At 63.9% G+C, this 25,622-nt stretch carries 19 protein-coding genes; 6 read left to right on the top strand and 13 right to left on the bottom strand.

The window, feature by feature from the left end; translation table 11 throughout:
• The 11 genes from K8I61_06825 to K8I61_06775 all read right to left on the bottom strand — a co-directional run bounded on the left by K8I61_06825 (position 1) and on the right by K8I61_06775 (position 14,715).
• A complete protein-coding gene (locus K8I61_06825) occupies positions 1-1,326 on the bottom strand; it encodes an IPT/TIG domain-containing protein (GenBank protein ID MBZ0271732.1) in 1,326 nt (441 codons plus the stop codon).
• Between the two features lie 31 nt (positions 1,327-1,357).
• On the bottom strand, positions 1,358-2,713 hold the full coding sequence (locus K8I61_06820) for a thiol oxidoreductase (protein ID MBZ0271731.1): 1,356 nt from the start codon (positions 2,711-2,713) through the stop codon (positions 1,358-1,360).
• Positions 2,714-2,791: 78 nt separating this feature from the next.
• Positions 2,792-3,895: a peptidase M75 gene (locus K8I61_06815; protein ID MBZ0271730.1), complete on the bottom strand. Its 1,104-nt coding sequence runs from the start codon at positions 3,893-3,895 to the stop codon at positions 2,792-2,794.
• 26 nt (positions 3,896-3,921) lie between these two features.
• Positions 3,922-5,265: a hypothetical protein gene (locus tag K8I61_06810; GenBank protein MBZ0271729.1), complete on the bottom strand. Its 1,344-nt coding sequence runs from the start codon at positions 5,263-5,265 to the stop codon at positions 3,922-3,924.
• A 217-nt stretch (positions 5,266-5,482) separates the two neighbouring features.
• Entirely contained in the window at positions 5,483-6,289 is an 807-nt protein-coding gene (locus K8I61_06805; protein ID MBZ0271728.1) for a formylglycine-generating enzyme family protein, read from the bottom strand.
• Positions 6,290-6,325: 36 nt separating this feature from the next.
• The gene (locus tag K8I61_06800) at positions 6,326-10,351 is read right to left on the bottom strand and encodes a S8 family serine peptidase (protein ID MBZ0271727.1); all 4,026 of its coding nucleotides are present in this window, start codon (positions 10,349-10,351) and stop codon (positions 6,326-6,328) included.
• A gap of 201 nt (positions 10,352-10,552) precedes the next feature.
• Positions 10,553-11,170, bottom strand: a complete 618-nt coding sequence (gene mtnB / locus K8I61_06795; GenBank protein MBZ0271726.1) for a methylthioribulose 1-phosphate dehydratase — start codon at positions 11,168-11,170, stop codon at positions 10,553-10,555.
• Positions 11,167-11,808 (bottom strand): HAD-IB family phosphatase, encoded by a 642-nt coding sequence (locus K8I61_06790; GenBank protein ID MBZ0271725.1) that lies wholly within the window; start codon positions 11,806-11,808, stop codon positions 11,167-11,169. Before K8I61_06790 ends, mtnB begins: the two co-directional genes overlap by 4 nt.
• Positions 11,805-12,980 (bottom strand): 2,3-diketo-5-methylthiopentyl-1-phosphate enolase, encoded by a 1,176-nt coding sequence (locus tag K8I61_06785; protein ID MBZ0271724.1) that lies wholly within the window; start codon positions 12,978-12,980, stop codon positions 11,805-11,807. The genes K8I61_06790 and K8I61_06785 overlap by 4 nt, the downstream gene beginning before the upstream one ends.
• A gap of 13 nt (positions 12,981-12,993) precedes the next feature.
• Positions 12,994-13,533 carry an acireductone dioxygenase gene (locus K8I61_06780; GenBank protein MBZ0271723.1) on the bottom strand — a complete coding sequence of 180 codons (540 nt, stop codon included), beginning with the start codon at positions 13,531-13,533 and terminating at the stop codon, positions 12,994-12,996.
• Positions 13,534-13,551: 18 nt separating this feature from the next.
• The gene (locus tag K8I61_06775; GenBank protein MBZ0271722.1) at positions 13,552-14,715 is read right to left on the bottom strand and encodes a pyridoxal phosphate-dependent aminotransferase; all 1,164 of its coding nucleotides are present in this window, start codon (positions 14,713-14,715) and stop codon (positions 13,552-13,554) included.
• Positions 14,716-14,980: 265 nt separating this feature from the next.
• Between K8I61_06775 and K8I61_06770 the strand changes: the two genes are divergently transcribed.
• On the top strand, positions 14,981-16,144 hold the full coding sequence (locus K8I61_06770) for a carboxylate--amine ligase (protein MBZ0271721.1): 1,164 nt from the start codon (positions 14,981-14,983) through the stop codon (positions 16,142-16,144).
• Positions 16,145-16,280: 136 nt separating this feature from the next.
• On the opposite strand, the gene K8I61_06765 is transcribed toward K8I61_06770, so the two are convergent.
• Entirely contained in the window at positions 16,281-17,054 is a 774-nt protein-coding gene (locus K8I61_06765; GenBank protein ID MBZ0271720.1) for an alpha/beta hydrolase, read from the bottom strand.
• 320 nt (positions 17,055-17,374) lie between these two features.
• On the opposite strand from K8I61_06765, the gene K8I61_06760 reads away from it, so the two are divergent.
• The 5 genes from K8I61_06760 to K8I61_06740 all read left to right on the top strand — a co-directional run bounded on the left by K8I61_06760 (position 17,375) and on the right by K8I61_06740 (position 23,942).
• Positions 17,375-19,006 carry a hypothetical protein gene (locus K8I61_06760; protein ID MBZ0271719.1) on the top strand — a complete coding sequence of 544 codons (1,632 nt, stop codon included), beginning with the start codon at positions 17,375-17,377 and terminating at the stop codon, positions 19,004-19,006.
• Positions 19,007-19,108: 102 nt separating this feature from the next.
• Positions 19,109-19,582: a peptide-methionine (S)-S-oxide reductase MsrA gene (gene msrA / locus K8I61_06755; protein MBZ0271718.1), complete on the top strand. Its 474-nt coding sequence runs from the start codon at positions 19,109-19,111 to the stop codon at positions 19,580-19,582.
• A gap of 121 nt (positions 19,583-19,703) precedes the next feature.
• Positions 19,704-20,264, top strand: a complete 561-nt coding sequence (locus K8I61_06750; GenBank protein ID MBZ0271717.1) for a hypothetical protein — start codon at positions 19,704-19,706, stop codon at positions 20,262-20,264.
• Between the two features lie 118 nt (positions 20,265-20,382).
• A complete protein-coding gene (locus tag K8I61_06745) occupies positions 20,383-23,010 on the top strand; it encodes a formylglycine-generating enzyme family protein (GenBank protein MBZ0271716.1) in 2,628 nt (875 codons plus the stop codon).
• A 179-nt stretch (positions 23,011-23,189) separates the two neighbouring features.
• Positions 23,190-23,942: a PilZ domain-containing protein gene (locus tag K8I61_06740; GenBank protein MBZ0271715.1), complete on the top strand. Its 753-nt coding sequence runs from the start codon at positions 23,190-23,192 to the stop codon at positions 23,940-23,942.
• A 140-nt stretch (positions 23,943-24,082) separates the two neighbouring features.
• Here the strand turns inward: K8I61_06740 and K8I61_06735 are convergent, their stop codons facing one another.
• Entirely contained in the window at positions 24,083-25,471 is a 1,389-nt protein-coding gene (locus tag K8I61_06735) for a hypothetical protein (protein ID MBZ0271714.1), read from the bottom strand.
• Positions 25,472-25,622 lie beyond the last annotated feature (151 nt).

Raw genomic sequence — 25,622 nt, 5'->3', positions numbered from 1 at the left:
TTATGGCTTGCTGACGTTGTATGCGCGCACCCAGGCCGCGACATCATCGAACACGCCCGCGTCGTAAACCATCGCGATGTGACCGACGCCGTCGACGCGTTGGTTGATCGGCGAGGTGCAGTCATTGCGCGACGCCTGATCCAGGCACCCGGACGTCGACGGGGAGATGATGAGATCCGCGGTCGTGTAGAGCGCGTGATACGACAGGCCGCCGCTCTCGTCGCGCCCGAACGGTGTTTCGTCCACGTCCGCGGAATCCGGGTCGCCGTTCAGCTCCCACTGCACCTCGTTTTCGCTCTGATTCTGGTTCGCGTAGGCGGGGCAAAGCTCCGCGGGACCGTCGTCGAGCCAGATGAACGGGCACGACAGGTTGTTGCCGTGCTGCGTGCCGGAGATGGAAACGTAGTCGCGCACCTTGTCCGCGCCGCCGTACGTCTTGATGTAGAGCCGCGCGGCGAGCCCGCCCATGCTGTGCGAAATCAGATCGACTTTTTCCGCGCCCGTTTGCGCCAGCACGTCATCGACAAACGGCGGCAGCTCGTAGCGCGCGTTCTTGCGGCTCGACGCCTGATCGTCCGTGAAGTCGATGGCGAAAAGCTGATCGGCCGGATATCCGAGGGCAACGAATCGCTCCTTCATCTTGTCGAAATCAGCGCCCTGCCCCCACAAGCCATGCACCATGACAACAGGATCTTCGTCGAATAGATATTCGAATCCGCCCGCCCGCGTCGCCTCATCCGCTCCGCGCACGACGCGCACGTCCTTCGCGCCGCGCCGCGAGAGTTCGATCGGCGGGAAGGTCGCGTGCAACTCGGTCGCGGACACGACGACGATGTTGGTCGCCGCCTCCGTACCGACGTACACCTCGATCCCGGCAATAAAACCATCGCCTTCGATCGTGACGAGCGTCGCTACCGACGCGCCGCCGGCCGCGGGATCGACGGAATCGATCGCAAGCGCGGCGGGCGTTGTGTCGTCGTCTCCGGTATCGTCATCAACCGCATCGTCGTCTCCGGTATCGTCATCGACGGCGTCGTCATCGACCGCATCGTCATCAATGGCGTCGTCGTCTCCCGCATCGTCGTCGATGGCGTCGTCGTCGTCGGCGTCGTCATCGTCAATCGCATTATCATCATCGGCGTCGTCGTCGTCTGCGGCAGCGTCGTCATCGCTGTCGTCATCGCCTGACGTATCATCGTCATCCTGATCGTCGTCCAACGCCGAGTCGTCGTCGAACGCGGCGCCGTCGTCATCATCGTCGTCACCACAAGAACAGCCGGCGAGCAAAGGAAAAGCGAGCGACAAAAGGAGGACCGCGGCACGCATGGACGCCTCCGGGTTCGGGGGCCGTATTTTCCTAGAGGCTCCTCAAAAACGCCAGCAGGCGCTCGCGTTCGAGCGCGGGGAGATTCCGGAACGCCTCGCGCGAGGCCTCGGCTTCGCCGCCGTGCCACAGGATCGCTTCCTCGATCGTCCGCGCGCGTCCGTCGTGCATCAATCCGGCGCCGGGCAGCACGGTGTGCGTCAGCCCAAGTCCCCACAACGGAGGCGTGCGCCATTCCTCGCCGGTCGCGTCGAAGTCGGGCCGGCCGTCGGCAAGCCCGGGGCCCATCGCGTGCAGCAGCAGATCCGTATAGGCATGGATCGTCTGGTCCGACAGCTCGTCGAGCTCGTGGAAGCCCGTGCGCATCGCCGGGACATGGCACGCCGCGCATTGGATCTGTTCGAACAGGGCCTCGCCCGCGCGCACATCGGGATCGGCCCAATCCACGCGCGCCGGCACGCCGAGAGTCTGCGCATAAAACGCCGCGGCGCGGAGCGTCGTTTCGTCGATATCGGAGCGTCCGTCTTCCTCCGGAAAGAGCGGGCTGGTGACGCCCATGTCGTTGACGTAGGCTCCCGCGGATTGTTGGCGGAGGTTTGGCTGATTCGCCTTGAGGCCGAATCGTCCGAGCGCATATTCGCCGGCCGCTTCGTCCCACACGTAGTTCGGGCGGCCGGAGATTCCGTCGCGGTCCCGATCGTCCGAGTCGGCGTTCGCGAGAATCGTTTCCTCCTCGAGCGCTTCGAGAAGTCCGAGCCCGTGAACCGGCGGAGGGACACGAAGCGAGGTCAACAGGCCGGGCGGAAAGGGTTCGCCGCCCGGGCGCGCAAGGCCGGCAACCGGCTTACGCAAATGGTACGGCGTGCCCTCGGCATACGTACCCTCGAACATGACCCAATCGATCGACACGACGGCGTCCGGCTCGTAGCCGTAGATCGCGTGATCGCGAATCTGGCCGCCGATTCCCGGCACCCCGACTTGCGTTTCGATGTCGCCGGCGACCGCGCCCGGCATGCCCACGCGGACCAATAGTTGCGTCCCGCCGCGCCCGGTGCCGGCGGCGGGCATGCCGCGCCCGTTGCGGATGTGGCAGCCGTTGCAGGATGTGTTGTTGAACAGGGGTCCGAGACCGGGGTTCACATCGGCCGGCGCGGTGACGAACCTGGCTTCGAAGGCTACATCGCCATCGAGATGAATATCCAGATTGCTTTCGGTCAGGTTTGGCGCCGGCAGCGTGAACGCGTTCGACGATCGATCGAAAACGGTTGTGGCGCCTCCCGCAAGCGGCTGCTCGACTTCGAAAGCCTCGCCGCCGCCGTCATTGCAGCTCACAAGGAACGCGATCGCGACCGCGAGCGCGTACATGATCAGAAAGCTTCGGGCACCCATTTTTTCTCTCCCTCCGGTTCAAGCCGAAAGCGGGCTCGCGTCGCCGACACTCGCCGGCGAGTTTGTCGTTTTGCGTTTCTACCCTATGACCAGCGCGCGGAGATCCTGTTCGATGACCTGAAATAGTGCGCGAATCGCTTCCTGGGCGGCCACGATCTCGTCGGCTGCGTCTTCATCGGTGATCGCGTCGCGAAACGGATGCGGAATCGCCGCGAGCGCATCGATGGCCTCGTCGATCGTCTGCTTCACGCGCGCGTCCAGGTCCGGATCGCGCTCGGCGACGAAATCCGAAAGCCCGCGGCCCGATGTTCCCGCGCCGGGCACGCCTCCCGTGTAGGCATTAAGAATACCACGGATGTTATCCGAAAAATCGCGCAGCGAATTGTAGCTGAACTGGCTCTCGACGAGCGTCGGATCCTGGTTGTCGAACGGATCGGCGATCTTGCCGTTGGCGACCTCGTCCGCGATGCCCTCCATGCCGTCCACGATCTCCTGCGCGGCGGCGGTGAGCGATGGATACGCGGTGTTGCCCTCCTGGCCGGCCGTCGCGAAAACGTCGCGGTAGGGCTCCGCGCCGTCCACGCCTTCGGTCCAGCTCTTTTCGAGCGTGTCCGCCGCACCCGCGAGATCCGCGGTGACCGCCACGAGATAGGAAAATTCGCGTTCGGTAAAATCGCCGGCGGTCTTCGCGCCGCCCTCGCCGAACAACAGATATTCGATGGTGTGGAAGCCCTTGAGCGTCGGATCGAGATTCGCGACGTACTCCTCGGTCAGTTCATCATCGCTTGCAAGCACCGCGTCCAGGTCGTTGCGGTTGACCGGCCAGCTATCGAGCGCGGGATCGAGCCCCAGGCTGTCCACCGGGCCGAACAGGAACCCCTCGCTCTGCTCCCACGGCGTGCGCGTATCGACCCAAGCCTCGCGCGCGGCCTCGAGAAGCCCGTCCGATGGATCGTCGCCGAACGCGATGACGGCGAGGTTCAATCCGGCGGCCTCGTCCGCAAGCCAGGCGTAGGTCGCGATGACGACATTGTCCGCGTAGTTCGCGATGATTTCGGCGTCCTCAAACGCGCCGTCGCCCGCGTCGTCATCGTCGTCGTCGCCGCAACCGCAACCGGCGGGAGCCAGAAATGTCGCGGCGAGCGCCGCGGCGAAGAGGAGGGTCAAGCGCCATTTTTTCATCGTGTTCTCCTTGCGAAATACACCGGTTAGAAAACAAAGCCCGTCGCGAGGGTTGCCGTGCGCTCCTCGCGAAGCTCATCCGAGCCAAAGGTTCGAAGCGCACCGTCCGCCTTCACAAAGACGGCGTCGCGGTAGAGATAGGAAAGACCCGCAGTGAAGACCTCGCGCTCAAAGCGCGGATTATCGAAAAACGCCTCGTCGGTCGCGGCCATGGTGTCGTAGGTGTCATAATGAAAGAATGGCTCCAGCGCATGCCGATCGGACGCTCCGAGATACGGCATGACGTCGACACCTATTTCGAACCAGGCCGCCCGGGCCTCATCGGCGACGGGCGTGCGACGCACGTCGAGCGCGTTCGACAGCCGCGCGTTGCGTTCGGAAATCTCGTCCGCCTTTTCCAGACGCCCAAGGATGTAGGCCGCCTGGCCGCGTACGTTCCAGAAGTCGAAACGAAGGTGACCGTCCACGATCGTCACGGGCGCCTCGACATATCCGCACGGGGCGACCTCGTCGTCATTGGCCGCGTCGCATCGTTTCACGAGATCGGGCTTCGAGCGATTGCGCGACGTGCCGCCGTAATAGACGGACCCGCCGACAAGAAGCCGCGCGTCATCGAGGGGGCGAATGTCGAGCCGGCCGACGTACGCCAAATCCGTCGCGCGAACCTCCTCGAAACGGGTCTGATGGCCGGACGCGACCCATCGCTGTGAGCTGAAGCCCGTGGAATCGAGTCCGTTGACGACTTGCCCGGTCAACGTGATCCACCGATATCGCCCGCCGCCTTCCGCACCCATCTCATCCCAGGTCGCCGGCAGGATCGTGCTTTCCGCCTCGGCGCGCCGCGTCGCGAGGAACTGATTCGGCAGATGGAAATCCGAAAGCAGGCCCATCGCGACGTAAAATCGCCCGGCCTTCAGCCACGCCGCGTCGAAAAATTCCTTTTTGACAAACAACTCCTCGACGACAACCTCGCCGCCTTTTTCGACCTCGGATTCGTACTCGCCGAACTCCTCGTATTCGAGCTCCATCGCCGCGCCCGTGCCGCCGTGCTCGAACTCGATTTCCGCCTCGAATTCGATGTCGGCCTCCTCGATTTCGCCCTCGATCTCAAAAACAAAACGCGTCTGGTCAAAAACAAGGCGCTCGTCCTTTTGCGCGCCGCCCTCGCGATTCTGGTTCGGGCCGAAATCCATGTAGGAAAAATGGATTTCGCCGTACCCGTGAAACGCAAGTTCGAACACATCGCTTTCGCCGCCCTCGCCGTCCTGGTCCGCAAGCGCGGGCGCGGTGCAAAAGGTGAACGCCGCCGCGAGGAAGATCATCCGGCCAAGGGCGAGCGAGGCGTTTTCAATGGCACGGATGGCCGCCATATCGACGAAACTCCAAACGAAAAAAGCCCAAACAAGCGGCTGTTCCGCTCGTTCGGGCTCCGGGTTCTGTGACCTCAGGCCTCTAACTATGTCTGCGTTCGTGCCCGTCCGAATCTGCTTGCGAACAATTGAGCACCAGCTCGGTCCTATTTAATGGACCTCGCCGGACTTGTCAATTGCCGGGTATGACGCTCGTCATGATTCGCGAAAATCGCGTTCAGCGCGCGCAGCGAAACCCGACGTTCGATCGCGGAGTATCCGGATCATTCGCCTCGCGGCACGACGCACGAAGCGGTCCCTGGTAATGAAAAAGCCAGCTTCCGCCGCGAATCACTTTCGTTTCGCCCGACGCGGGGCCGGTCGGGTTCTCTGCCGGCGAGTTCGCGTAGTACTCCGCGTCAAACCAGTCCTCGACCCACTCGAAGACGTTGCCGAGCATGTCGTACAGACCGTAGTCGTTCGGCGTTTTTTGGCGGATGGGGTGCGTTTTTCCGTATGAGTTTTGCGAGTGCCAGGCGATGTCGTCAACGCACTGCTCGTCGTTGCCGCAGTAATACAGCGTATCCACGCCGCCCCACGCGGCAAATTCCCACTCGGCTTCGGTCGGCAGGCGCCCGCCAAGCTGCTCGCAAAAGGCGACCGCGTCATCCCAGGTGACGTTTTCGACGGGGCATTGCGGGCAGTCCTCGAAGTAGCTCGGCTCGAGCCCGGTGATTTCGGCGTAAAGCTCTTGCGTCACTTCGGTCGCCATCAGCTCGAACGGACCAATCGTCACCTCGTGTTGCGGAAATTCGCCGTCGCCGATTTCGCACCACTGGTCCTCGTCCTTGCAGCCCATGAGGAACGTGCCGCCTGTCAGCGCGACCCACGTCACGTCATCGGCGTCGTCATCCGAATTATCGTCGGCGTCATCGTCATCGTCGTCGTCGCCGCAACTGGCCACGAAAACAAACGCAAAAACCGAAAGCGCGACGGCAAAAAGCGCCATCGCGCGTTGAATCGTCCCGATCATCCGCGCATCCATCCTTTGAATCGACCCATCCTTGCCCCAGTGCGCATTTTAACAGCCGCAACACCCGCCGTCATCGTCATCGTCGTCATCGCCGCCGACCGCGGCATCGTCGTCCGCCGCGTCATCGTCGTCATTGAAATCATCGTCATCCGCATCGTCGTCGTCATCGCCCGCGCCGGCCGGCGACGCGAACGCAATGTGGCCGAGGTTGCCCGCATCGTCGATCGCGCGAATCGCGTAGTGGCGGTCGGGCGATTCGGAGTCCACGTCGAGCTGCTCCAGAATGCCGGCGTTTTTCGGTTGCAGGTCGTTGGCGACGACCTGGGCCGCGAGAAATCCCTCGGGCGTCAGCAACGCGTCCGGATCGTCCCCGACACGAATGTCGTATCCCGCCGCCGCGCCGCAATACCAGTCGTCGCCCGGCGCGTCGAAACGCAGGCGCGTGCCGCCGTTCGGCGCGGCGTTGCGCGTAAAATCCAGAATGACGCCCGGCGGCGCCGTGTCCGTGCCGAGCACGCCCGTGTTGCGTTCGTCGTGGTGGAATCGCCGCCAGCCGGAATTGAGCTCGCCCTCAAGGCACGCCGCGCCCGGCGTGCGCCAGCCGAAGAGCTGGCCTTCGTGCGTCGTCTGGAAAACATCCAGCGAGCCGTCGTTGTCCACGTCGCCGGCGACCGACGAGGCGATCATCCAGTTGAAGGTGTATTTCGGCCAGCCCGCGGGTTCGGTGCCGTCCGGCGAAACCGCGTGAAGCATGAAGCCCGAGCTACCGGCGACCACCTCGCGCACGCCATCGCCCGAAACGTCGGCGAAGATCGGCGCGACGTAGAAATTGATGTCCTCCAGGTTCGCCGAGAAGATCGGCTCGAGCGTCGGGCCGTCGAGATTCCATGCCAGCAGCAAGGGACGAAGAAGGCTCAGCCAGCCGTCCACGCCCTTGACGGCGGATGTCGTGGGCAGCGCATAGTGGATATCGCCGCCCGGCGTCACGCGATCAAACGCGCCGTGCCCGGAGATGTTGACCGAAAAATTGGCGGGCAGCGTCTGCGTGTTGATGACGCCGTTTTCGACGGTGACGAGCTGCGGCAGATACGCGAACGCGCCCGTGCCGATCACCGTGCGGGCGCCGTCGTGCATCATCGCCGGCGCGGCGGTGATGCCGGAGGTCAGCGGCGGTATCGGCAGGGCGTCGGCGAGCGGCGCGGGAAGCGCAAGCGGCCAGCCGACGTGGAACGGCGAGCCGCCGCCCGCGTTGCCGTCGTGGCGGATCGCGTACAGGCGCCCGGTCTTCCTCGCACCGTCGTAGCAAACCTCCGTCGTCGGCACGACGATACTGGGGAATCGCGAAAGCGCCGGGTCCGCGGACGACGGATCGAGAATGCCGACCGCGGGTGTGCCGAGGATCTGGATGCCCTCGACGGGGTCGCCGCCGTCGTCCTTGCAAACGAGATTCGCCGGCACGGTGCCCGCCGTTGAGAGCGCCGCGACCGGGAATCCCGGGTGGTCGCCTCCCTTCGCGCCGGATTTCGCGTCGAACACGGTAATGACGAAGATCTTCGCCTGGAAGTTCGCGGCGATAATTTCCATCACGCCGTCGCCGTTCAAATCCGCAACGACGGGCGAGGCGGCAAACGCGTTGCCGTGCCCGAAGCCCTTGGGCGTTGTCGAATCGGGTTTGGGGACGACGTACGGGAAGCCGTCGAGGAACGGATCGGGATCGCCGTTTTCGTCCGTGTGCAGATTGCCGTTCGGGTGGATGGCGAAGACGCGCCCTCCGCCGGACGCGGTAACGATGTACGGCACGCCGTCGCCGTACAGGTCCGCGACGGCGGGCGAGGCAAGCGCGAAGTCGAATTCGTACGGACCGGAGTCGTCCTGGATGTTCACAGGGAAGCCGGGCCGGCGCGCGTATTTCCCCGCGGCCTCGTCCCAGCCGAACACCTCGATCTTGCCGTTCGTGGTTCCGAAGATGATTTCCAGCAGCCCGCCGTCGCGCCCATCCAGGTCGTAGAGCGCGGGTGAGCTTTCGCCGGATGCGGCAAGATCAAACGGCGTTCCCGGCAGCCATCCGGAAGCCGGATCGTCGTCGGTGTAGGCGGCGATCGCCTTGCGATCCTCGCCCTGGGCGCCCGTTTCCGACGTGGCGCGGACGCGCAGGGTGATCGTGTGATCGTCCGGGTCCGCCGTCGGGCCGCGAAGTTCGGCATCGGAAAAAAACGCCGTCAGATCCAGCGTCGCGACGACGCCCGTGACCGGCGAGCTGCCGGAACCGGAGGCGATCTCGACGAACTCGGCGCCGAGCGGTTCCGGGCCGACGGCGGCCTCGACGACGAAATCAAAATCGTCGCCGCGCGCGTGGATAAACGCCTCGATCGAAACCTGCGTCGATTGCGCGGCGTCGACGAGCGCCCACCAGCGCGGGCTCGTGATACGCACCTCGGGGGGTATAAGCGCGTCCAGGCCGTCGCCGAGCATTTCCATCGCGCGGGCAAGGTTCGGCCGCCCGTATCCGAAATGGCGATCGAATCCCGGCTGGCATCCGCCGCCCGTCAACGTAACGCACCGGTTGGCGATGTCGTCCGCGGACTTGATGAGTATCTGCTTCACCTCGTTCGGAGACAGGTCGATGCCAAGGTCATACGCGCGGGACAAGATGAGCCCCGCGGCGCCGCCGACGTTTCCGGTCGCCTCCGACGAACACGCGCCCGACGCGCCGGCCAGGTGAACGTGTTCGTTGTAGTTCGTGCAATACGTTTCCGTGTAGGCGATGAGGTTGATCGGGAAGAAGTCGAACAGCTCGACGTTCGGCATCGGGAAGATCGATTTGACGGAAAGCACGTCCTCGCCGCCGGCGGGATAGGAGTGGTGAAAGCCGAGTTCATCACCCGCCGCCGCGACGAGCAACATGCCGCCGTCGTGCGCGGCGGCGATGATGTCCTCGATATCGCGGTTGTAATCCGGCGTGCCGGACGCGGCCACGCCGACCTGCGCCCCCATCATCGACGCATAACGCACGCCCTGCCCCACCTGATTGTGCGAGGCGAGAATCGCGTCCGCGACGCGGATCGGAAGGACGGTGCAATTCGGGCAAAATCCCGGCTTGTCGCCCTCGTCGTTGTCGGCCATGGCGCAGGCGTCCTTGGCGCGGTCGTCGCCGTGCGCGCCCTCCGGCCACTCGTCGATGCCGATCGCGTCGGGAGTGTTTCGAAAAAAGTCCCACCCGCTGATGTCGTCCGCGTAGCCGTTGCCGTCGTTATCCACGCCGTCCGCGAACGCGGCCAAAAGCTCCGCGGGCGAAAGCGGATAGGCCGGCGGCGGCGCGGGCACGCGCGGATCGTTCGCGTAGTCGGACGCCGCGACGCGGCCGTCGCCGTTGCAGTCGTACGTGCCGCACGGCGTGCCGCCGTCCTGCGGCATCGGCAATTCGCCGACGTTCAAAAAGAGCCGGTCCGCGATTTCGCGGTTGTTGTAGAGCGCAAGGCCGTTGTCGATGATCGCAATCACGACATCCGGCCGGCCGGTTGTGAGTTTCCACGCCTGGGTCGCGCCCATGCCGGGGATCGTCCAGGGTTTGTCGGGGTCCGTCGATTCCGGATCGACCACGTCGAATCCCGGCAACACGTTGGAATTGACGAACAGGCCGAACGGATTGAGCGGATCGTAATCCGGGCGCTCCAGGTCCATCGGCACGTTCGAGACAAACATGCCGCCACCGGGAACGACGCCGTCAAATGGATCGTCGCCGGGAGTCTCGATGTCCGTCGTGATTTGGAGTATGTACGGCGCGCCGAGAGTCAGGCGATCGTCCGGCGTGAAAATGACGGTGTCATCCGCGACGTTCGTCGTCTCCACCGATATCGTCCCGGCGATCGGGCTGCCGGGCGCACCCGCCGGCGAAACGAAAAGCGACGAGCCGTTCACGGTCGCCGGATCAACCCCCGCGTCGAACACCGCGAACACCGGCCACGCCGTGCGGTGCTCCCAGGTGTCGAGCGTCGGCCATTGCGCGACAAGGCCAAGCGCGCTCGCCGGCGCGGCGGATGCCGCGAATCCGGCGACAGCAAAAACCAATGCCAACGCGACGCGATAACCCAAACGACGAACGCAAGAACGCACGGCCACCCCCGGGAATTTGAATCGCGGAAGAATACCACGGAATGCGAAATGGCCATTGCATCGGCAAACGGCAAACGCGCTTGCCCGCTGTCCATGATGTCCATGCCGTCCATCATGTCCATTTTATCCATCGCCAATTCGGGCACGGGCGCGGAAAAACGATTAACGCGCGCGATTTTGGAGCGCCAGGTACCGCAAGATGTATTCGAACAACTCGACCTGATTCCTCGCCGCGTCGGCGCTTTCGGCCCACGTCGTCAGGCCATGACGGCGGATGAGAAGCGCGGGGAGATCCGGCGGCGCGGCCGCGAATCGGCGGCGCACGTCGCGCGCGATTCGCTCAACGTCCGCATGATTCTCGAAGATGGGCGCCGTCATGCGCGCGGATTCGTCGGCGATACCGAAGCCCTTGAGCATCTCGAGCGCCGGCAGCTCGATCTCGCGCGCATCGTTTGCCGTCAGCCAATTCGCCTCGACCGTATGCACGTGATAGACGGCGCGCGCACCGGGATAGAGTTCGTAGATCGCGCGATGAATCGCCAACTCCGCGGAGGGGCGCGGCGTGCCGGCGAGCGACATCTCCGCCGTCGTAGCGACATGAAGCGCCATCGGGACACAAAGTATGTCATCGGGCGTCAGTTCGCCTTTCGCGCGGCCGGACGCGGTGATGAGGATGTCGTCGCCGTCGCGCAACGAGAGATTCCCGGAGGTGCCGGCCATCCATCCGCGCTCGTAAAACGCGCGCGCGTGGCGGACGAGCGTCTCGCGCGGATCGTTCATCGGCCGGTCGCCCAATGGATTTGCGACAGGTGATCGCGCACGTCGAGAAACGTCTCCCACGGCACGAAAGCAACGCTCTCGCCCAGCAGATATTCCGCGAGCCGGTCGCGGGCGAATACCAGATCCGCAACGCGCGCGGCCTCGAGGTCCGTCACCGAATCGCCGATGAGCACGCGCTCGCCGATACCGAGCCAATCCATGACCTTCGTTTTGGAGAGCAGTTCCGTTTCCGATTCGAAATCGGAGCGGATGTGCATGTGCGTGTCATTGAGATCCACATCGGGCGCGAAGACGGCCTGCACCTTCGCGCGATACGGCGCGATGATCTCCTCCACCATGCCGCGTAACCCGCCGGAGACGACAACAAACGGCACGCCGATGCCGTTCAGGTAGTCGAGCAATTCGTCGAGACCCGGGCGGACTTTCGCGCCGCGTGTGAACTCGATGATGTCATCGTAAGCACCGACAGGGATCGTGCGGAAGATCTCCTTGATCCCGTCGCGCAGCGTGACGGACTGCTCGTAGATCATCGGAATCAACTCGTTGGCCTTTTCGGGCGCGAACTTTCGCATGACGTCGGCGAACGTCTCGCTCGCGGTGATCGTGCCGTCGAAATCGCAGAAGACCGCGCGTCTCACGTCATGCCCCACTTTTCGAGCGCGCGCGCGAGCGCCCCTTCCGGTACGGCATCGCGCGTCACCGGATCGCCCCGCAGGGCGCGTTCGATGGCCTCGAAAAACGCGGCGACGCCGGCCGCGGCGCCGTCCGGGTGATCCATGATGCCGGTGCCCGCGTTCAAGATGATGTCGTTGCCGTGATCGGCCAGCGCGCGCGGCACGATGCCCGGCGTGATGCCCGCGGACGGCACGGGCGCCGTGCCGCGCTTGCGCAGCCCGGCGACAAGGCGCGACTCCGTTTCGGCGTCGATCGGCAGGTTGCCGTAGCTCGCGGGATAGAGCGCCGCGTCGGCGCCCGCGTGCGCGAAGAGTGTGCCGAGCAAAACGTCATACGAGAATCCGTGATCCGGCGCGCCGCACCATGCGCCCGCCAGCGCCGGATGCGCGAAGATCGGTACGTTGATGAATTCATCCGCGGCGAGCGATTCGAGCGCGGCGAAGCCGTAGGCCAGCACGTTGAAAAGCAGCGCGGTCGCTCCGGCGTCGATGAGGCCAAGGGCGCGCTCGCGCAACCGATCCGCCGGGCCGGTCAGATTGACGGCATACATCGTTGCGCGGCCGCTCCTGCTTTCGTTGTCCCACGCGGCTTCGCGGATCGCGGCCAGGCGCGCGAAAACCGGCGCGTCCGGCAGATCGCCGACGATCTCGTCGTCCTTCACGATATCGAGCCCCGCTCCCGCGATCTCGCGGTAGATGCTCGCGTAATCCGTCGGCACAAGGCCAAGCGCCGGCTTGAAGATCGCCATCAAAAGCGGGCGCTCGGGCACGTCGAGCAGGCGGCGCAGTCCGCGCGTACCGTACTTGTTCGGCGTACCGTAGCCATTCGGGAGGCGCAGGCCGACAACCTTCGCGGGTCCGGCCATGGAGTATTTACCGAAGATCATGGTGAGGAGCGACGCGATATCGCCCTCGACGTTCGCGGCGGGAAACGCGACGGTGGCAACCGACGATCCATCGTCGCGCCTTTCGACGCCGGTAACCTCGGCCAGATGCGACAGAAGCGCGGACTCACGATGCGTATGGCGCGCGTCCCACGTGCCGGCGGTCTGGCCGGTCGCGATGATGCGCGCCTGCGTGGCCGCGTCGACCCCTGGAGGGAAGCGGTAATCGACCTCGATCGTTTCGTTCGCCATGCGTGACGCGAAATTACGCGAGGCGGCGCGGCGTGCCGGTGTATTCGGGCGTCCACCCCTCGGTGCTCGTAAAATAGCGGACGGCCTTGATGCGCCGCGCGCGCGTCAGATAGAAGTAGTGCTCCGTGCCGGTCGGCACGTTGATGTATTCCTCGGCCTCCACCATCAGCTCCACCTGGCTGCCGTCCGGCCGCACGAATCCGAAAATTCCCTCGCCGTCCACGATGTAACGCACTTCGTCCTCCGAGTGCGTATGGCATTTGTCGAACTTCGCCAGCATCTGTTCGAGGTTTGGCACCTCCTCGTTGATGACGATGAGATCGCGCGTCTTGTATCCGTCGGACTCGGCGAGCCGGCGGAAATAGCCGTCGAGCGATTCGAGCACGCGCGCCTTTTCGCCGTCGGTCAGCGTCGGCCGCGCGAGCAGGTCGCACAGTTCGGGATCGTCGCCCACCGGCCAGCGGTTCAGGCGAATGCCGAGCGCGGAAAGCTCGTTTTCGATGTCGGGAATTTCGGTGAACGTGCGTCCATCTTCCGTCGTCAGCTTGGCCATGATGATCCCCCTTCGCGTTTACGAGCCGGCGCGAAATCGCCGCAGGCGCCGCCCGGCTTCTTCCAAAACGTCGTCTTCCTTCGCGAAACAAAAACGTAAAAGCTTTTCGCCCGTGGCCGACTGATAAAACGCGGTGCCGGGCACCGCCGCGACGCCGACATCCTCGAGGATCGCCATCGCCGCTTCCTTGGCGGTTTTGTACGGCAATGCGGAAATATCCGCGAGGCAGTAGTACGCACCTTGCGGCGCGAGCGGATGCAGGCCCGCGTCGGCGAGCGCGTCGCAAAGGATGTCGCGCTTGCCCTCGTACGTCGCGGCGATTTCGGCGAAAAATTCCGGCGGCGCGTTGAAGCCTTCCGCCACGCCGTGCTGCAACGGCGTTGGCGCGCAGACGTAATACAGATCGTTCGCAAGCGTGATTGCGCGCGCCAACTCGCGCGGCGCGGCCGCGTATCCCACGCGCCAGCCGGTGATGCTGAAGGTCTTTGAGAGGCTTGAGATCGTCACCGTGCGTTCGCGCATGCCGTCCACCGTCGCGGGCGAGATGTGCTTGCGTCCGTCGAAGACGATATATTCGTAAACCTCGTCGGTGATCAGAAGCAGGTCATGCCGTTTCGCGACGCTTGCGATCGCGGCCAGTTCCGCTTGCGTCATGACGCGGCCGTTCGGATTGCCCGGCGTGCACGCGACGATGGCGCGCGTTTGCGGCGTCACCGCCGCGTCGAGCGCTTCGGCCGTCACCGTGAAATCCGGCGGTGTCAGTGTCGCGAACTGCGGTGTCATGTGCGCGATCGTCACGGTGTTCAGGTGGTATCCGTAATACGGCTCCATCAGCAATACGCCGTCGCCGGGATTGAGAAGCGCCATGAGGGTCGCCGCGAAGGCGCCGGACGCACCGATCGTCACGACGATCTCGCCGTTCGGGTCGTACGAAAGGCCGTTGTCACGCGCGAGCTTTTCGGCGATACGCTCCCGCGCCGGCAAAATGCCTTCCGGGAAGGAATAAAGGCTCTGCCGCGCGCCGATGGCGCGTGTGGCGCCCGCGACGACAAGCGGCGGTGTTGGCAGATCGCCAAGCCCCTGCCCGAGGTTGATCCCGCCGACGCGCTCGCACTCGCGCGTCATCGCGCGAATCTCGGACTGCGTCATCTGCTTGAGTCGGTCGTTTCCAAATCGTGTCATGACCGCCAAGTATCCGCCCGGCGGGAAAGGCCTGTCAAATCAGGCGCTTGACCGGCCGGGAGTGTTTCCCAAGAATCGTGGCGATCAATGCAATTTCGGATTTCGGATTTGAATCGCGTCTTTCAACACGAAGACACCAAGGGCACGAAGTTTCGGAGCGAAATCATGCGCGTCGTGCGTTTTGTGTTTTTTGGGGCTTTGTGTTGAACGCATTTTGCGGTCGCCGATCTCCGGAGTCCGGAAGCCTTACGCCGGAGGCGCCCCTTTGAACATCGTCTTTCTCTCGCCGCATTTTCCGCCGCAGTACTACCTGTTCTGCGAGGCGGTGCGAAAAAACGGCGGCAATATCCTTGGCATCGGCGACGCACCGTCCACGAACCTTCGCGACGAGCTGCGCCGCGCGCTGGCCGACTACTACTTCGTGCCGAACATGAACGAGGGCGACGCGCTGTTGCGGGCGCTGGCGTTTCTTGTTCACAAGCACGGCAAGATCGATCGCCTGGATTCCCTGAACGAGCATTGGCTCGCGGCGGAGGCGCACCTGCGCGAGGATTTCAACATCCCCGGCTTGAAACCCGAGGACCTGCCGAAGTACCGCTCGAAGACGCACATGCGCGAGGTGTTCAAAAAGGCCGGCGTGCCGTGCAGCATCGGTGAGCCGTATGCCGGCGAAGCGGGTCTGCGCGCGTTCGTGAAAGGGCATGGCTACCCGGTGGTCCTCAAGCCCGATCAGGGCGTCGGTGCGGCGCGCACCTTCAAGCTGACAAACGACGACGAGCTGGCGAGCGCGCTTGCGACCGACCTGACGGGATACGTCGTGGAGGCGTTTATCACCGGGCGGCTCGGCAGCTACGACGGGCTCGTGGACGACGCGGGCCACATCGTCTACGAGACCTCGCACGTGTACAGCGCGGGCATCATGGATATCGTCAACCAGCGTCTGCCGATGCACTATTACTCGCGCCGCGAAATTCCCCCGCTCATGCGCGAGCTTGGGCGAAAGGCCGTAAAGGCGTTCGCACTCAAGGGGCGCTTTTTCCACCTCGAGTTTTTCGAGGAGGCCGGCGGAAAGTTCCGCGCGCTCGAGATCAACGTCCGTCCGCCCGGCGGTTTCACGACGGACATGATGAATTACGCGAGCGACATCGATGTGTACGACCTCTGGGCGCGGATGATTTGCGGCAAAGACGTGTCAGACTTCGCGTTCGAGCGAAAGTATCTCTGCGCGAACGTCTCCCGCCGGCGCGATCGACGCTACGCGCGCACGGATGGCGAAATCCGCGAACGATTCGGCGACGCGGTCATCCTGCACCGCGACATGCCCTCGGTGTTCTCCGAGGCGATGGGCGACGAGATGTACCTGGTGCGGATGCAGGACGAGGAGGTGTTGAGGGAGGTGATTGCGTTTATTGAGGAGGTGGAGGATTGAAGATGGAAGATTGAAGATTGAAGAATTTCCGGCACAGGCGCGATGGCCGACGGATCGCGCGGCGCGTCTGCCAGGACGCGCGGCCGGCCCGAAACGCGACGGCCAATCTTCAATCTTCGATCTGCAATCTTCAATTTCACCCCAGCAGCCAGCGCAGCGCTTCCGGCAATCGCCGCTGCCAGTCGATCTCATGGTGATTGCCGTGTGGCTCGATAACCATGTGCACCTCGTGCGCCGCATAGCCGATCGAACGCAGGTGGTCGTGGAAATTGCGCACGGTGTTGCCGTAGTCCAGATCGACGCCCGCCCAGTCCACGCGCTCGTTTTCGCCGGCATCCAGGTAGATGCGCGTCCATTTCCGGGAGTGTTCCTTCCACGAACTGAACATCCACCCCTGGCACCACATCAATGACGGCGATACGCCGCCGACGCGCCCGAAGACATCCGGATGCCGCCAGCCGACGAAAAGCGAGATCAGCCCGCCGAGGCTCGCGCCGATCGTGCCGCGCCATTGCGGCTCCGGGCGCGTGCGGTAGGTCGCGTCGATGTACGGGACGAGGTGATTGACCAGGAAGTCGGTGTAGTACGATCCGCGCCCTTGCACGCCGACAGCGTAATCGTCCCAGGGCGAATATTCCTCGAAGCGCTGCACGCCGTGGTCGATAGCAACGATGATCCACGGTTCGGTCGCGCCCTCGGCGGCAAGGCGCTCGATGACGTCGTTCGCGCACCAGGTGTGATAGACGGCCGACTCCGGATGCGCAAACGCGTTCTGCCCGTCCTGGAAATAGAGCACGGGAAAGCGGCGGTCGGGTTCCGCGTCGTACGCGTTCGGCGTGTAGATGCGGATCGTCCGGTTGTAGCCCTCGGGGATCGAGAAGAAGTCGCGGATGATGTGAACGTGGCCCATGCCCGCCCCCGTTTGCCGGCGCGAAAGTGCGCGATACGGCGACCGGGTTGTGTGCCGCGCGGCGAAGGGGTTGTCAAGCGAGCGTGGTGCTCGAACTCGCGGTTTCCGCTATTCTGCGACGCTGCGAATCAGGATGTCCGTTCCTTCACGTCGCGTGGAATCGTCATCCTGAGGCGAGCGCAGCGAGCCGAAGGATCCGGCTTCGCCCCGGATGAAGCGTGGCCGTTTGCGGAAAGCGTGGCCGTCAGCAAGGTACGGCCCGATCCTTCGCTTCGCTCAGGATGACGTCGCGCGAAACAGGCATTGACTTTGAGGAATCGATGAACAATTCGAAAGCGATTTTTTTTGCGGCTCTGGCGACCGTTTTCTTCGCGCTCGCCCCCGCGGCCTTCGCCCAAACCGGCGTCGACCCGTACCTCGTGGCCAAGACCGCGGACTACGAGGATTTTCTGCGCCAGTGGCATAGCGGCGGGATGGGCGGCGTGTCGGATCGCATCTTCACGGACGAAACGCGCACGGAGCTTTTGCGCACCAAAGGCGCGGGCGACAGCGAGGACTGGACGGGCTTTTACCTCGTGACGCAGGCGATGCGTTACGCCGTCACCGGCGCGGCCGACGCGCGCGCCGAGGTTTTGCGCATCGCGGAGTATCTCCACCACGTCCATAAGGTCACCGGCGACCCGGGCTACATCGCACGCTACGTCGCGCCGGACGAGGCGCCGTGGAATGTGGAGTTCGAGGGCTCCGATAACAAGATCCCCGGCGAGGGGGACTACGCGGGCGCGTTCTGGGTGGGGCGGCAGTCGCGCGACAAATACATCACCTGGTTCTGGAGCCAGACCTGGGCGCACGACCTGGTGGACGACGCCGCGATGCGCGCCACGATCGAGGCGGACTTCCGCGAGGTGATCGACACGCTCGTCGCGAACAACTGGACGATCATCGACCCGTGGGGCGACACATGGCCCGCGTCGAGCATCGGGCACGACATCCGCCTGTCGATCATCCTGCAAGTCGCGCACGTGACCGGCGATCCGGCGTACTGGGCGCTGCTCGATTCGGAATACGAGAAGGTCAAGAACCTGATGTGGTTTTCGACCTTCACGTTTTTCAACAAGTACTTCGAGTATTTCGCGTTCATCAACAACCACCCGGTGTGGAACGCGATCCACCGCCTGTGGCCGGACCGCGAGCGGCTCGAACACCTGAACCGCATTTTCAACGTCAACGTCCGATCGATGGTCGAAGGAACGCACGCCGCTTTGTTCGACGCGATCTACATCCAGACATGCCTTCGTCTTGGGGATTGCGACCAGGATGAACTCGACGCGATCGCCGACGACATCGAACACGGGCTGACCGTTTTCTGGGATCCGCCGAACTACAAGCGGCACGTGGACTGCTCCGTGCTGCCGCTCGATCCGTTTTCGGTGTGGGCCGATAATTTCCTGTCGCAGTACCCCTGGCTGGAAGACATTTTCGACATTGACCCGCAGACGGCCGAGGCGCACGAGGTGGACGACCGCTGCTGGACCTCACACCTGTGGGAGCGCAGCCCGTATCACATCGCGTGCTCCGAAGCCGATACACCCACCGAAACCGGGCCGAGCCTCGATTACCTGCTCAGCTATTGGTACGCGGTGTACTATGGAATCCTCGGCGACGCGGGACCGCTCGGCGACGACGACCTGACCGGCGACGACGATGACGACGACGACTCCGCCGATGACGACAGCGCCGATGACGACACGGTCGATGACGATACCGACGATGACGCGACGGACGACGATTCGGACGATGATGACGACTCGACGGACGACGACTCCGTGAGCGACGACGACGCGGCGGATGACGATACGAGCGACGATGACGATGCGGCCGATGACGACGCCGGTGACGACGATGCTACGGACGACGACGACAATGACGATGACGATGGATGCGGATGCTGAATCGTTCATTCGGTCCATCGTGTCCATGATGTCCATAGTGTCCATCGGGCACGGTCGCGCGTCGGGCAACGGTGATCGCGCTGCAGAAGCAAGGAGCTAGCCATGCAAAAAGCCACATTCGCGATGGGGTGCTTTTGGGGCGTCGAGGAGGCGTTCCGGCATATCCCCGGCGTTTCGAACACGACCGTCGGCTACACCGGCGGGCACAAGGATGAACCGACCTATAAAGAGGTCTGCACGGGCACGACCGGCCACGCGGAGGCGGTGCAGGTCGAATACGATCCGGACAAGGTCGCTTTCGACGACCTGCTGAAGGTCTTCTGGAGCGGGCATAACCCGACGACGCGAAACCGCCAGGGGCCGGACGTGGGCACGCAGTATCGCTCGGCGATCTTCTATCATACGCCCGATCAGAAGGACGCCGCGGAGCGCTCGAAGCGCGAACACGAGGCGGCGGACACGTTCGGCGGGCGCGCGATCGTCTCGGAGATCACCGCCGCGTCGACCTTCTGGCCGGCGGAGGAATACCACCAGCGGTATCTGGAGAAGAACGGGCTGGCGCACTGCCGAACGTGATGAAGAGGCTGGGAGACGGGAAGGCTGAAAGGCTGAAAGGCTGAAAGCCTGAAAGCCTGGAAGGCTGGAAGGCTGGAAGGCTGGAAGGCTGGCAGGTCGTCGCCATCATTCGGGAGCCAATATGAAAGGCATTGCGATTGCGTGCGTTTTGGGTGGGGTGACCGGCATGATCTGGGGCAGCATCTGGTGGATGGCCCTGCCCTTTGCCAACATGGCCATCGGCTCCTTCCCCGACGAAGAAGCGGTGCAGAATTATTTACGCGACACCGGCGCGCCGGACGGCGTGTACTTCGTGCCGGGCATGCCGGCCGAGGACACCGAAGAAGCGATGAAAGCGATGCACGAACGCACGCTGCGCGGCCCGATCGCGCAGGTGTTTTTGACGCAGGGCGGATTCGACCCCGCCGCTCCTGGCACGTACGTCTTCGGCTTCCTGCATTTCATCGTATCGACGCTGCTTCTGGCCGTGCCAGTCCGCATGGCCGCGCCGTCGCTGCCGACCTTCGCGGCGCGCTGGAAATTTACGACGCTTGTCGGCATATTCGGCTCGTTCGCGATCGCGATCTCGTTTCCCGTCTGGTACCATCACGTCTGGGATTACTGGATCACGCAGTTCGTGTTCTACGCATCGACGTGGGCGCTCATCGCTCTTGTCGTCGCGAAATTCGTGAAGGCCGATTGAGGAAAGAGAAAAGAGGAAAGAGAAAAGAGGCCATCGCAAGCGGCGCGTTTGCTTGACGATAGCTTCTCGATCAAACCGTCCGCGCGTTTGGCGCACGTTTACGAGGGAAGGGATGTCCATGACGGCTCGCAGGTTGACCTTGTTGCTCACCCTTTTCGCGCTCGCGTTCGTGGGCGTTTTCGGCGCGTCGTGCAGTTGCGGCGACGACGATGACGACGACGATACCGGCGATCTTCCGAACGTCGATGATGACGATACCGGCGATGACGACGATACCGCGGGCGACGACGATCTGGATGACGACACCGACGATGACGACGCGGATGACGACGATATCGACGACGACGTGGACGATGACGACGCGGACGATGACGACATCCCTCCGACGACGGAAGGATTCGTGTACGCACCGGCGGGCGCGTTTCTCGCGGGCAGCCCTTCGATCGAGCCGGGACATGACGCGGACGAAGCGCAGCGCACGGTGACGATCAGTCGCGCGTTCGAGATCGGCGAGACGGAGGTCACGAAAGAGCAATTCCGCACGTTGTCGGGCTTTGACCCGGCGAACTTTCCGGTTTACGGCGACAGCCCCCTGCGTCCGGTGGAACAGGTCAGTTGGTTTGACGCGCTCGTGTACGCGAATCAGCTCTCCGCGCAGGAAGGGTATGACCCTTGTTTCGCGTTCGACGACGTGGTCTGCGACAACGAAGACGAGGTGGACGGCGTGGCCGACTGCGCCACGAAGGGCGGCGTCTGGAGCGCGACGGTCACGCTGAACGCGGCGACGCTCCAGGAGTGCGAAGGCTTCCGCCTGCCGACCGAGGCGGAGTGGGAGTATGCCGCGCGCGCCGGATCGACGACCGCGCTTCCGAACGGCGAGATCACGTCGCACACATGCGAAACGGTCGATCCGAACGTCGACGCGATCGCGTGGTACTGCTTCAACGGAAAGAACACGACGCACCCCGTCGCGAAAAAGCAGGCGAACGACTGGGGCTTGTACGACGTCATCGGCAACGTGCTCGAGTGGACGTGGGACTGGTACGAGTCCGATGTTTCCGGAGACGCGACCGATCCGACCGGCGCGGCCGGCGGGCACTTCCGCGTAGCGAAGGGAGGCGGCTATCGCTGGTATGCCCCTGTGCGCCAGCGCCCCGCGTGGCGCGGCGGACATCAGCCTGGCTACAACTGGCGCCTGCTCGGATTCCGCCTGGTGCGCACGCTGCCGGGCGAGGCGATCGCGACGCCGGCGGATGCTCCGCGGCCCGTTGAAGCCGGCGCGCCGGCGCCGAAAGCCCTGCCGACCTCGCTGCCGTTTTCGTTCACGCGCCCCGCGGCCGGCACGCCGCTGACGCAGCAGGAAATCGACGACTTCACGACGAAGATCACGGGCTTCTGGAAGGATTCGTTTTTCTGGGAGCGCCTGACGTGGATCGGCCACGGCTACGACGATACCGCGGCCGGCAACGGCTATCCCGAATACAAGCTCTACTGGCAGGACACGACGGTCACCAAAAGCGGCGACACGGTGACGTTCGCGCACGTCGGCGGCGCGGACAACCTGATGATCCGCCTGGGCAAGCTGCTCGGCGCGGCGGTCGGCGGCTATCTGGCGAGCGGCGACCCGATGTTCGCGCGGCTCGTGGAGGATTACAGCAAGGGCATCGACGCGCTGTTCCTGTCGATGGACTACGACGACGAGGACCCGGAAAAGGACCTCATGCCGCGCACGCCGTTCACGGTCAATCACGAGTACACGGAGGACGGGCGGCACGCCGTCGTCGATTACGATCCCGTCAAGCAGCAGGAGAAATACGACTGGAACGCGCACACGATTCCGAACGACACGAACCCGCACTGGGGGCCGATCTGGCTTCGCAACATGCGCAGCAAGGATGACGTGCCGCACATCATGCGCGTCGCCGTGCCGCTGATGTACGCGGCGCAGGACGCGCCCGATGCGGATGTGAAGGCCGCGGCCGCACAGGCGCTCAAGAAGCTGCGGGATTTCTCGCGCGACATTGTCGATTCGGAATACCACATTCGCACCAAGGACAAATACGGCAACGCGTACGTGCCGATCGCGGAAAACGGGATCGTCGCGGATCTGGCGAGCTTTGTGCTCTATGAGCCTTTCGTGCCGAACGGCGAGTGCACCGCGAAGATCTCGAGCGCGTTCATCGGCTATGGCGATGCGCTCGAAAACGACTGCGGCAACGGAATCGGCTGGCTGTACGATCTCATCGCGACGATCCAGCACTATTACAACTGGGCGATCATCCGCTACTTCCACATCTCCGCCGTCGAAAATGCCCTTGTCGCCGGCGAAAACGACATGGCGCACGACCTGATCGAAGGCCTCGCGACGCGCGCGAACGACATCATGAACGACGCGGACGGCCGCGCGGCAAACCTGGAATGGGACGCGGATTACGCGGGCTTTCTCGCCGCGTCCGCCGCCGCGGGCCTGCCGCTGACCGCCGACGAGACGCGCCTGCTGGTCGATGAGTATTCGTACTCCGCCGACTTTTACGGCGCGTGGCCGTATCACGATCTGTGGGACGAGTCCGTGGGAGACGGCGTCTATCCGTTCGAGCCGACGCGCAACGACGGCGAGGACCGCGCCGTCCGATTCCCGGAGATGGCCTTCATTCTTCAGTACTGCGCCTCGCCGTTCATCAACACCGCGGGCCAGCCGTTCGTGAACTGCGATATCGTTCTCGACCCGTCGCAGTGGGGGTCGTGAATAGAAAACAGGAAGCAGGAAACAGGAAATAGGAAATAGAGGAATCGCAACGCGCGCCGGTGTTGCGATTTTCTCAATCCTCAATCCTCGACCCTCAATCCTCCCGTCCCGTCGCCCGATGCTCATGCCACACGGCAAACCCGCCGAAACGATGGGTAGAGCACAGAGGAGGTGCGCCCATGTCCGAACATCGACGCCAGATTCGGGTGGCGAAGAATCTGCTTGCGAAAATCATCCAGCCGACGCGGGAGTGCTTCGGTTTTGTCCATGACGTGGCGAAAACCGGTCTTGGTGTCGCGGTGAGCAGTAACATTGAGATGGGCGATCACATGGAGATTCATCTCAACGTCCCCAAGCTTCCGAGCATGAAGCTGTCGGGCGACGTCGTCTGGCGCCGCGAGTTGCCGCGCATCGCCAAGCACCGATTCCTTTTGGGCGTGCGCCTGACCGAAACCTGCCCCGCGTACGATGAGTGGGTCGAGGAGCAGATCCGGTACGACTATGAGCGCCGCGAGCATCCGCGTTATCAGGCGATCGTCGAGGTCAACGGCTCGGACGTGTTCGACCTTCTCGACGCCGCGACGACGAACGTCTCCGCGCGCGGCCTGTACGTGCGTACTAGCATGCCCCTTCCCGTCGGCTCGCATCACGAGTTGGCGCTTCGATCGCCCGCGCTCGACGAACCCGTGATGTGCCTTGCGGAGGTCGTGTCGAGCTTTGAATGCGAACCGGACGAGCTCGATCACGCCCACGGCGCCGGGATGCGGATCATCTCCTTCAAGAAGGATCACGAGGAGCGATTCGTCGAGTTCATCAAGCAGCTCGACGCGCTTTACAGGTTCCATTGGCCCCAGATGGACGGGGTCGAACCGACGGCGCATGACGACGCGGAATCCACAGAGGAAGTCGAGATTCTGGTCGAATCCGCCTGACGCGCGGGAATGGAAAAAATCGCATCGGGACGGAACCATCGCGTCTCGACGGCGCTTTCACCCCTGACACGCTGTAGCCCTGACGCGCTGTTGTCCTGACGCGCTGTTGTCATCCTGAGCGAAGCGAAGGATCTCCGTGTCTACAGATACCCGAGCATCTTCGACACGACGAGATCCGCGAACGCCTGCCCGTCGGCCCTGTTAATCTTGTGTCCGCCCACCGCGAACGTCAGATAAAGCCGCCGCCGAAACGTTCGCAGGATGAGCGCCAATGCGTTGTTCGGCGTCGTGCCGACGCTTCCGTGAATCTCAAGAAGTTCAAGACCGCCCGCCTCGCGGAGCATGGTTTCACCCGTCGGTTTGCCGTCGATGATCTCGGGCCAGACGATGCCCAGGTTTGTCAGAAAAAATGACCCCGGCATGTCGAACAGCGGCCGCAGAACGGCGTGACGCGTTTTTACCGGAAGCGCACGCGTCAGCAGCATCGCGCCCGCGGCGATGCGCGCCATGCGCACGTCCATGCCGAGATCCATCTGTTCGATCCGCTCGCCGACGACGCGCCGCAGGAGCCCGGTGGCGCTGCCGCGCTCGCCCGCGTTCGACGCCACGATGATCGCCGACATCGGATTGCCCTGCCCCGCGGTATCCGTCGCGCGGCGCCGCGCGCGCTGATTCACGGCGACGCCGTGCGCCATCACGCCCGGCGGCGCGCCGCGCGCGCTGTTCCATTCTTCGAGCGCAAGCTTGCTTGCCGCAAGTGCGAGATCCGAGAGCGTCCCGCCCTCTCGCCGGGCGCGCTCGCGAAACGCGGCCTGGAGCCTCTCGTCGCCGATGATGCGTCGGATCATCATCCGGCGGTTCGCGGGATCGGGGTCGGGCGTGCTGGCCATTTGCGCGGCGCCGGTCGGCGCGTGCGCGCGGTCGAGCGCGAATCGGCGCAGGTACTGCGTCACCGATGCAGGCGCGATGGGTCTTGGCGCAACCGCCTGCGCGTGCAGCGCAGCAACACCCGCAAAAGGCGCGACGCGGCCGGTGACAAGTCGATGGTAGCGCGCGAGCAGGTCGGCGACGAAGTCGTACAGGCCGCCTCCGTCGGTCGCGACATGGTGGAACAGCACGATGATCGCCGCGTGGCCGTGCGGCAGGCGATGAATGAAAAGACGCACGGGCGGCTCGAGTTCGAGATTCTGCCCCGCGGTGACGATCGGACGCATCCGCTCGTGGATGCGCGCCTCGATCGCGTCGACGGGAACATCGAGCGCGGCGTCGTCAAAAACCTCAATCGGCGCGGGCGCATCCACAAGCCGCCACGCCAGTTCCTCGAACAACCCATGACGCACCCTCGCCATACGCGCGGAAAACGTCGGCCGGCCACGTAACGCCTGCCGCCACGCGACGGCGAGCGCGTCCGAATCGAGCGCCCCCTTGAACAGCCACGCGCCGAAATCGGTCTGCGGATGCCCCGGCTGCTCCCAGATAAGCAGGATTTCGGACGGAAGATCGAGCGGAACGAGATGCGAGGAAACCATGGACGCGAAGTGTAATGAGAGAATTGGGAATTGGGAATTGGGAGTGCGGAGGGCGGAGGGCGGAGGGCGGAATTGAATCGCAGGAATCGCAATTCAACACGAAGGCACAGAGGGCACGAAGCGATTGTGGAACATCGAATGGGCATCGCGC

The sequence above is a fragment of the bacterium genome, from assembly GCA_019912885.1.
Classification (GTDB): Bacteria; Lernaellota; Lernaellaia; order JACKCT01; family JACKCT01; genus JAIOHV01.
This window is presented reverse-complemented; position numbering and strand designations above follow the sequence as displayed.

Bases quoted from the DNA above. Each gene is read 5' to 3' on its own strand.
- K8I61_06825 (MBZ0271732.1), bottom strand. From the start codon at position 1,326: ATGCGTGCCGCGGTCCTCCTTTTGTCGCTCGCTTTTCCTTTGCTCGCC.
- K8I61_06820 (MBZ0271731.1), bottom strand. From the start codon at position 2,713: ATGGGTGCCCGAAGCTTTCTGATCATGTACGCGCTCGCGGTCGCGATC.
- K8I61_06815 (MBZ0271730.1), bottom strand. From the start codon at position 3,895: ATGAAAAAATGGCGCTTGACCCTCCTCTTCGCCGCGGCGCTCGCCGCG.
- K8I61_06810 (MBZ0271729.1), bottom strand. From the start codon at position 5,265: ATGGCGGCCATCCGTGCCATTGAAAACGCCTCGCTCGCCCTTGGCCGG.
- K8I61_06805 (MBZ0271728.1), bottom strand. From the start codon at position 6,289: ATGGATGCGCGGATGATCGGGACGATTCAACGCGCGATGGCGCTTTTT.
- mtnB (MBZ0271726.1), bottom strand. From the start codon at position 11,170: ATGAACGATCCGCGCGAGACGCTCGTCCGCCACGCGCGCGCGTTTTAC.
- K8I61_06785 (MBZ0271724.1), bottom strand. From the start codon at position 12,980: ATGGCGAACGAAACGATCGAGGTCGATTACCGCTTCCCTCCAGGGGTC.
- K8I61_06780 (MBZ0271723.1), bottom strand. From the start codon at position 13,533: ATGGCCAAGCTGACGACGGAAGATGGACGCACGTTCACCGAAATTCCC.
- K8I61_06775 (MBZ0271722.1), bottom strand. From the start codon at position 14,715: ATGACACGATTTGGAAACGACCGACTCAAGCAGATGACGCAGTCCGAG.
- K8I61_06765 (MBZ0271720.1), bottom strand. From the start codon at position 17,054: ATGGGCCACGTTCACATCATCCGCGACTTCTTCTCGATCCCCGAGGGC.
- K8I61_06760 (MBZ0271719.1), top strand. From the start codon at position 17,375: ATGAACAATTCGAAAGCGATTTTTTTTGCGGCTCTGGCGACCGTTTTC.
- msrA (MBZ0271718.1), top strand. From the start codon at position 19,109: ATGCAAAAAGCCACATTCGCGATGGGGTGCTTTTGGGGCGTCGAGGAG.
- K8I61_06750 (MBZ0271717.1), top strand. From the start codon at position 19,704: ATGAAAGGCATTGCGATTGCGTGCGTTTTGGGTGGGGTGACCGGCATG.
- K8I61_06745 (MBZ0271716.1), top strand. From the start codon at position 20,383: ATGACGGCTCGCAGGTTGACCTTGTTGCTCACCCTTTTCGCGCTCGCG.
- K8I61_06740 (MBZ0271715.1), top strand. From the start codon at position 23,190: ATGTCCGAACATCGACGCCAGATTCGGGTGGCGAAGAATCTGCTTGCG.
- K8I61_06735 (MBZ0271714.1), bottom strand. From the start codon at position 25,471: ATGGTTTCCTCGCATCTCGTTCCGCTCGATCTTCCGTCCGAAATCCTG.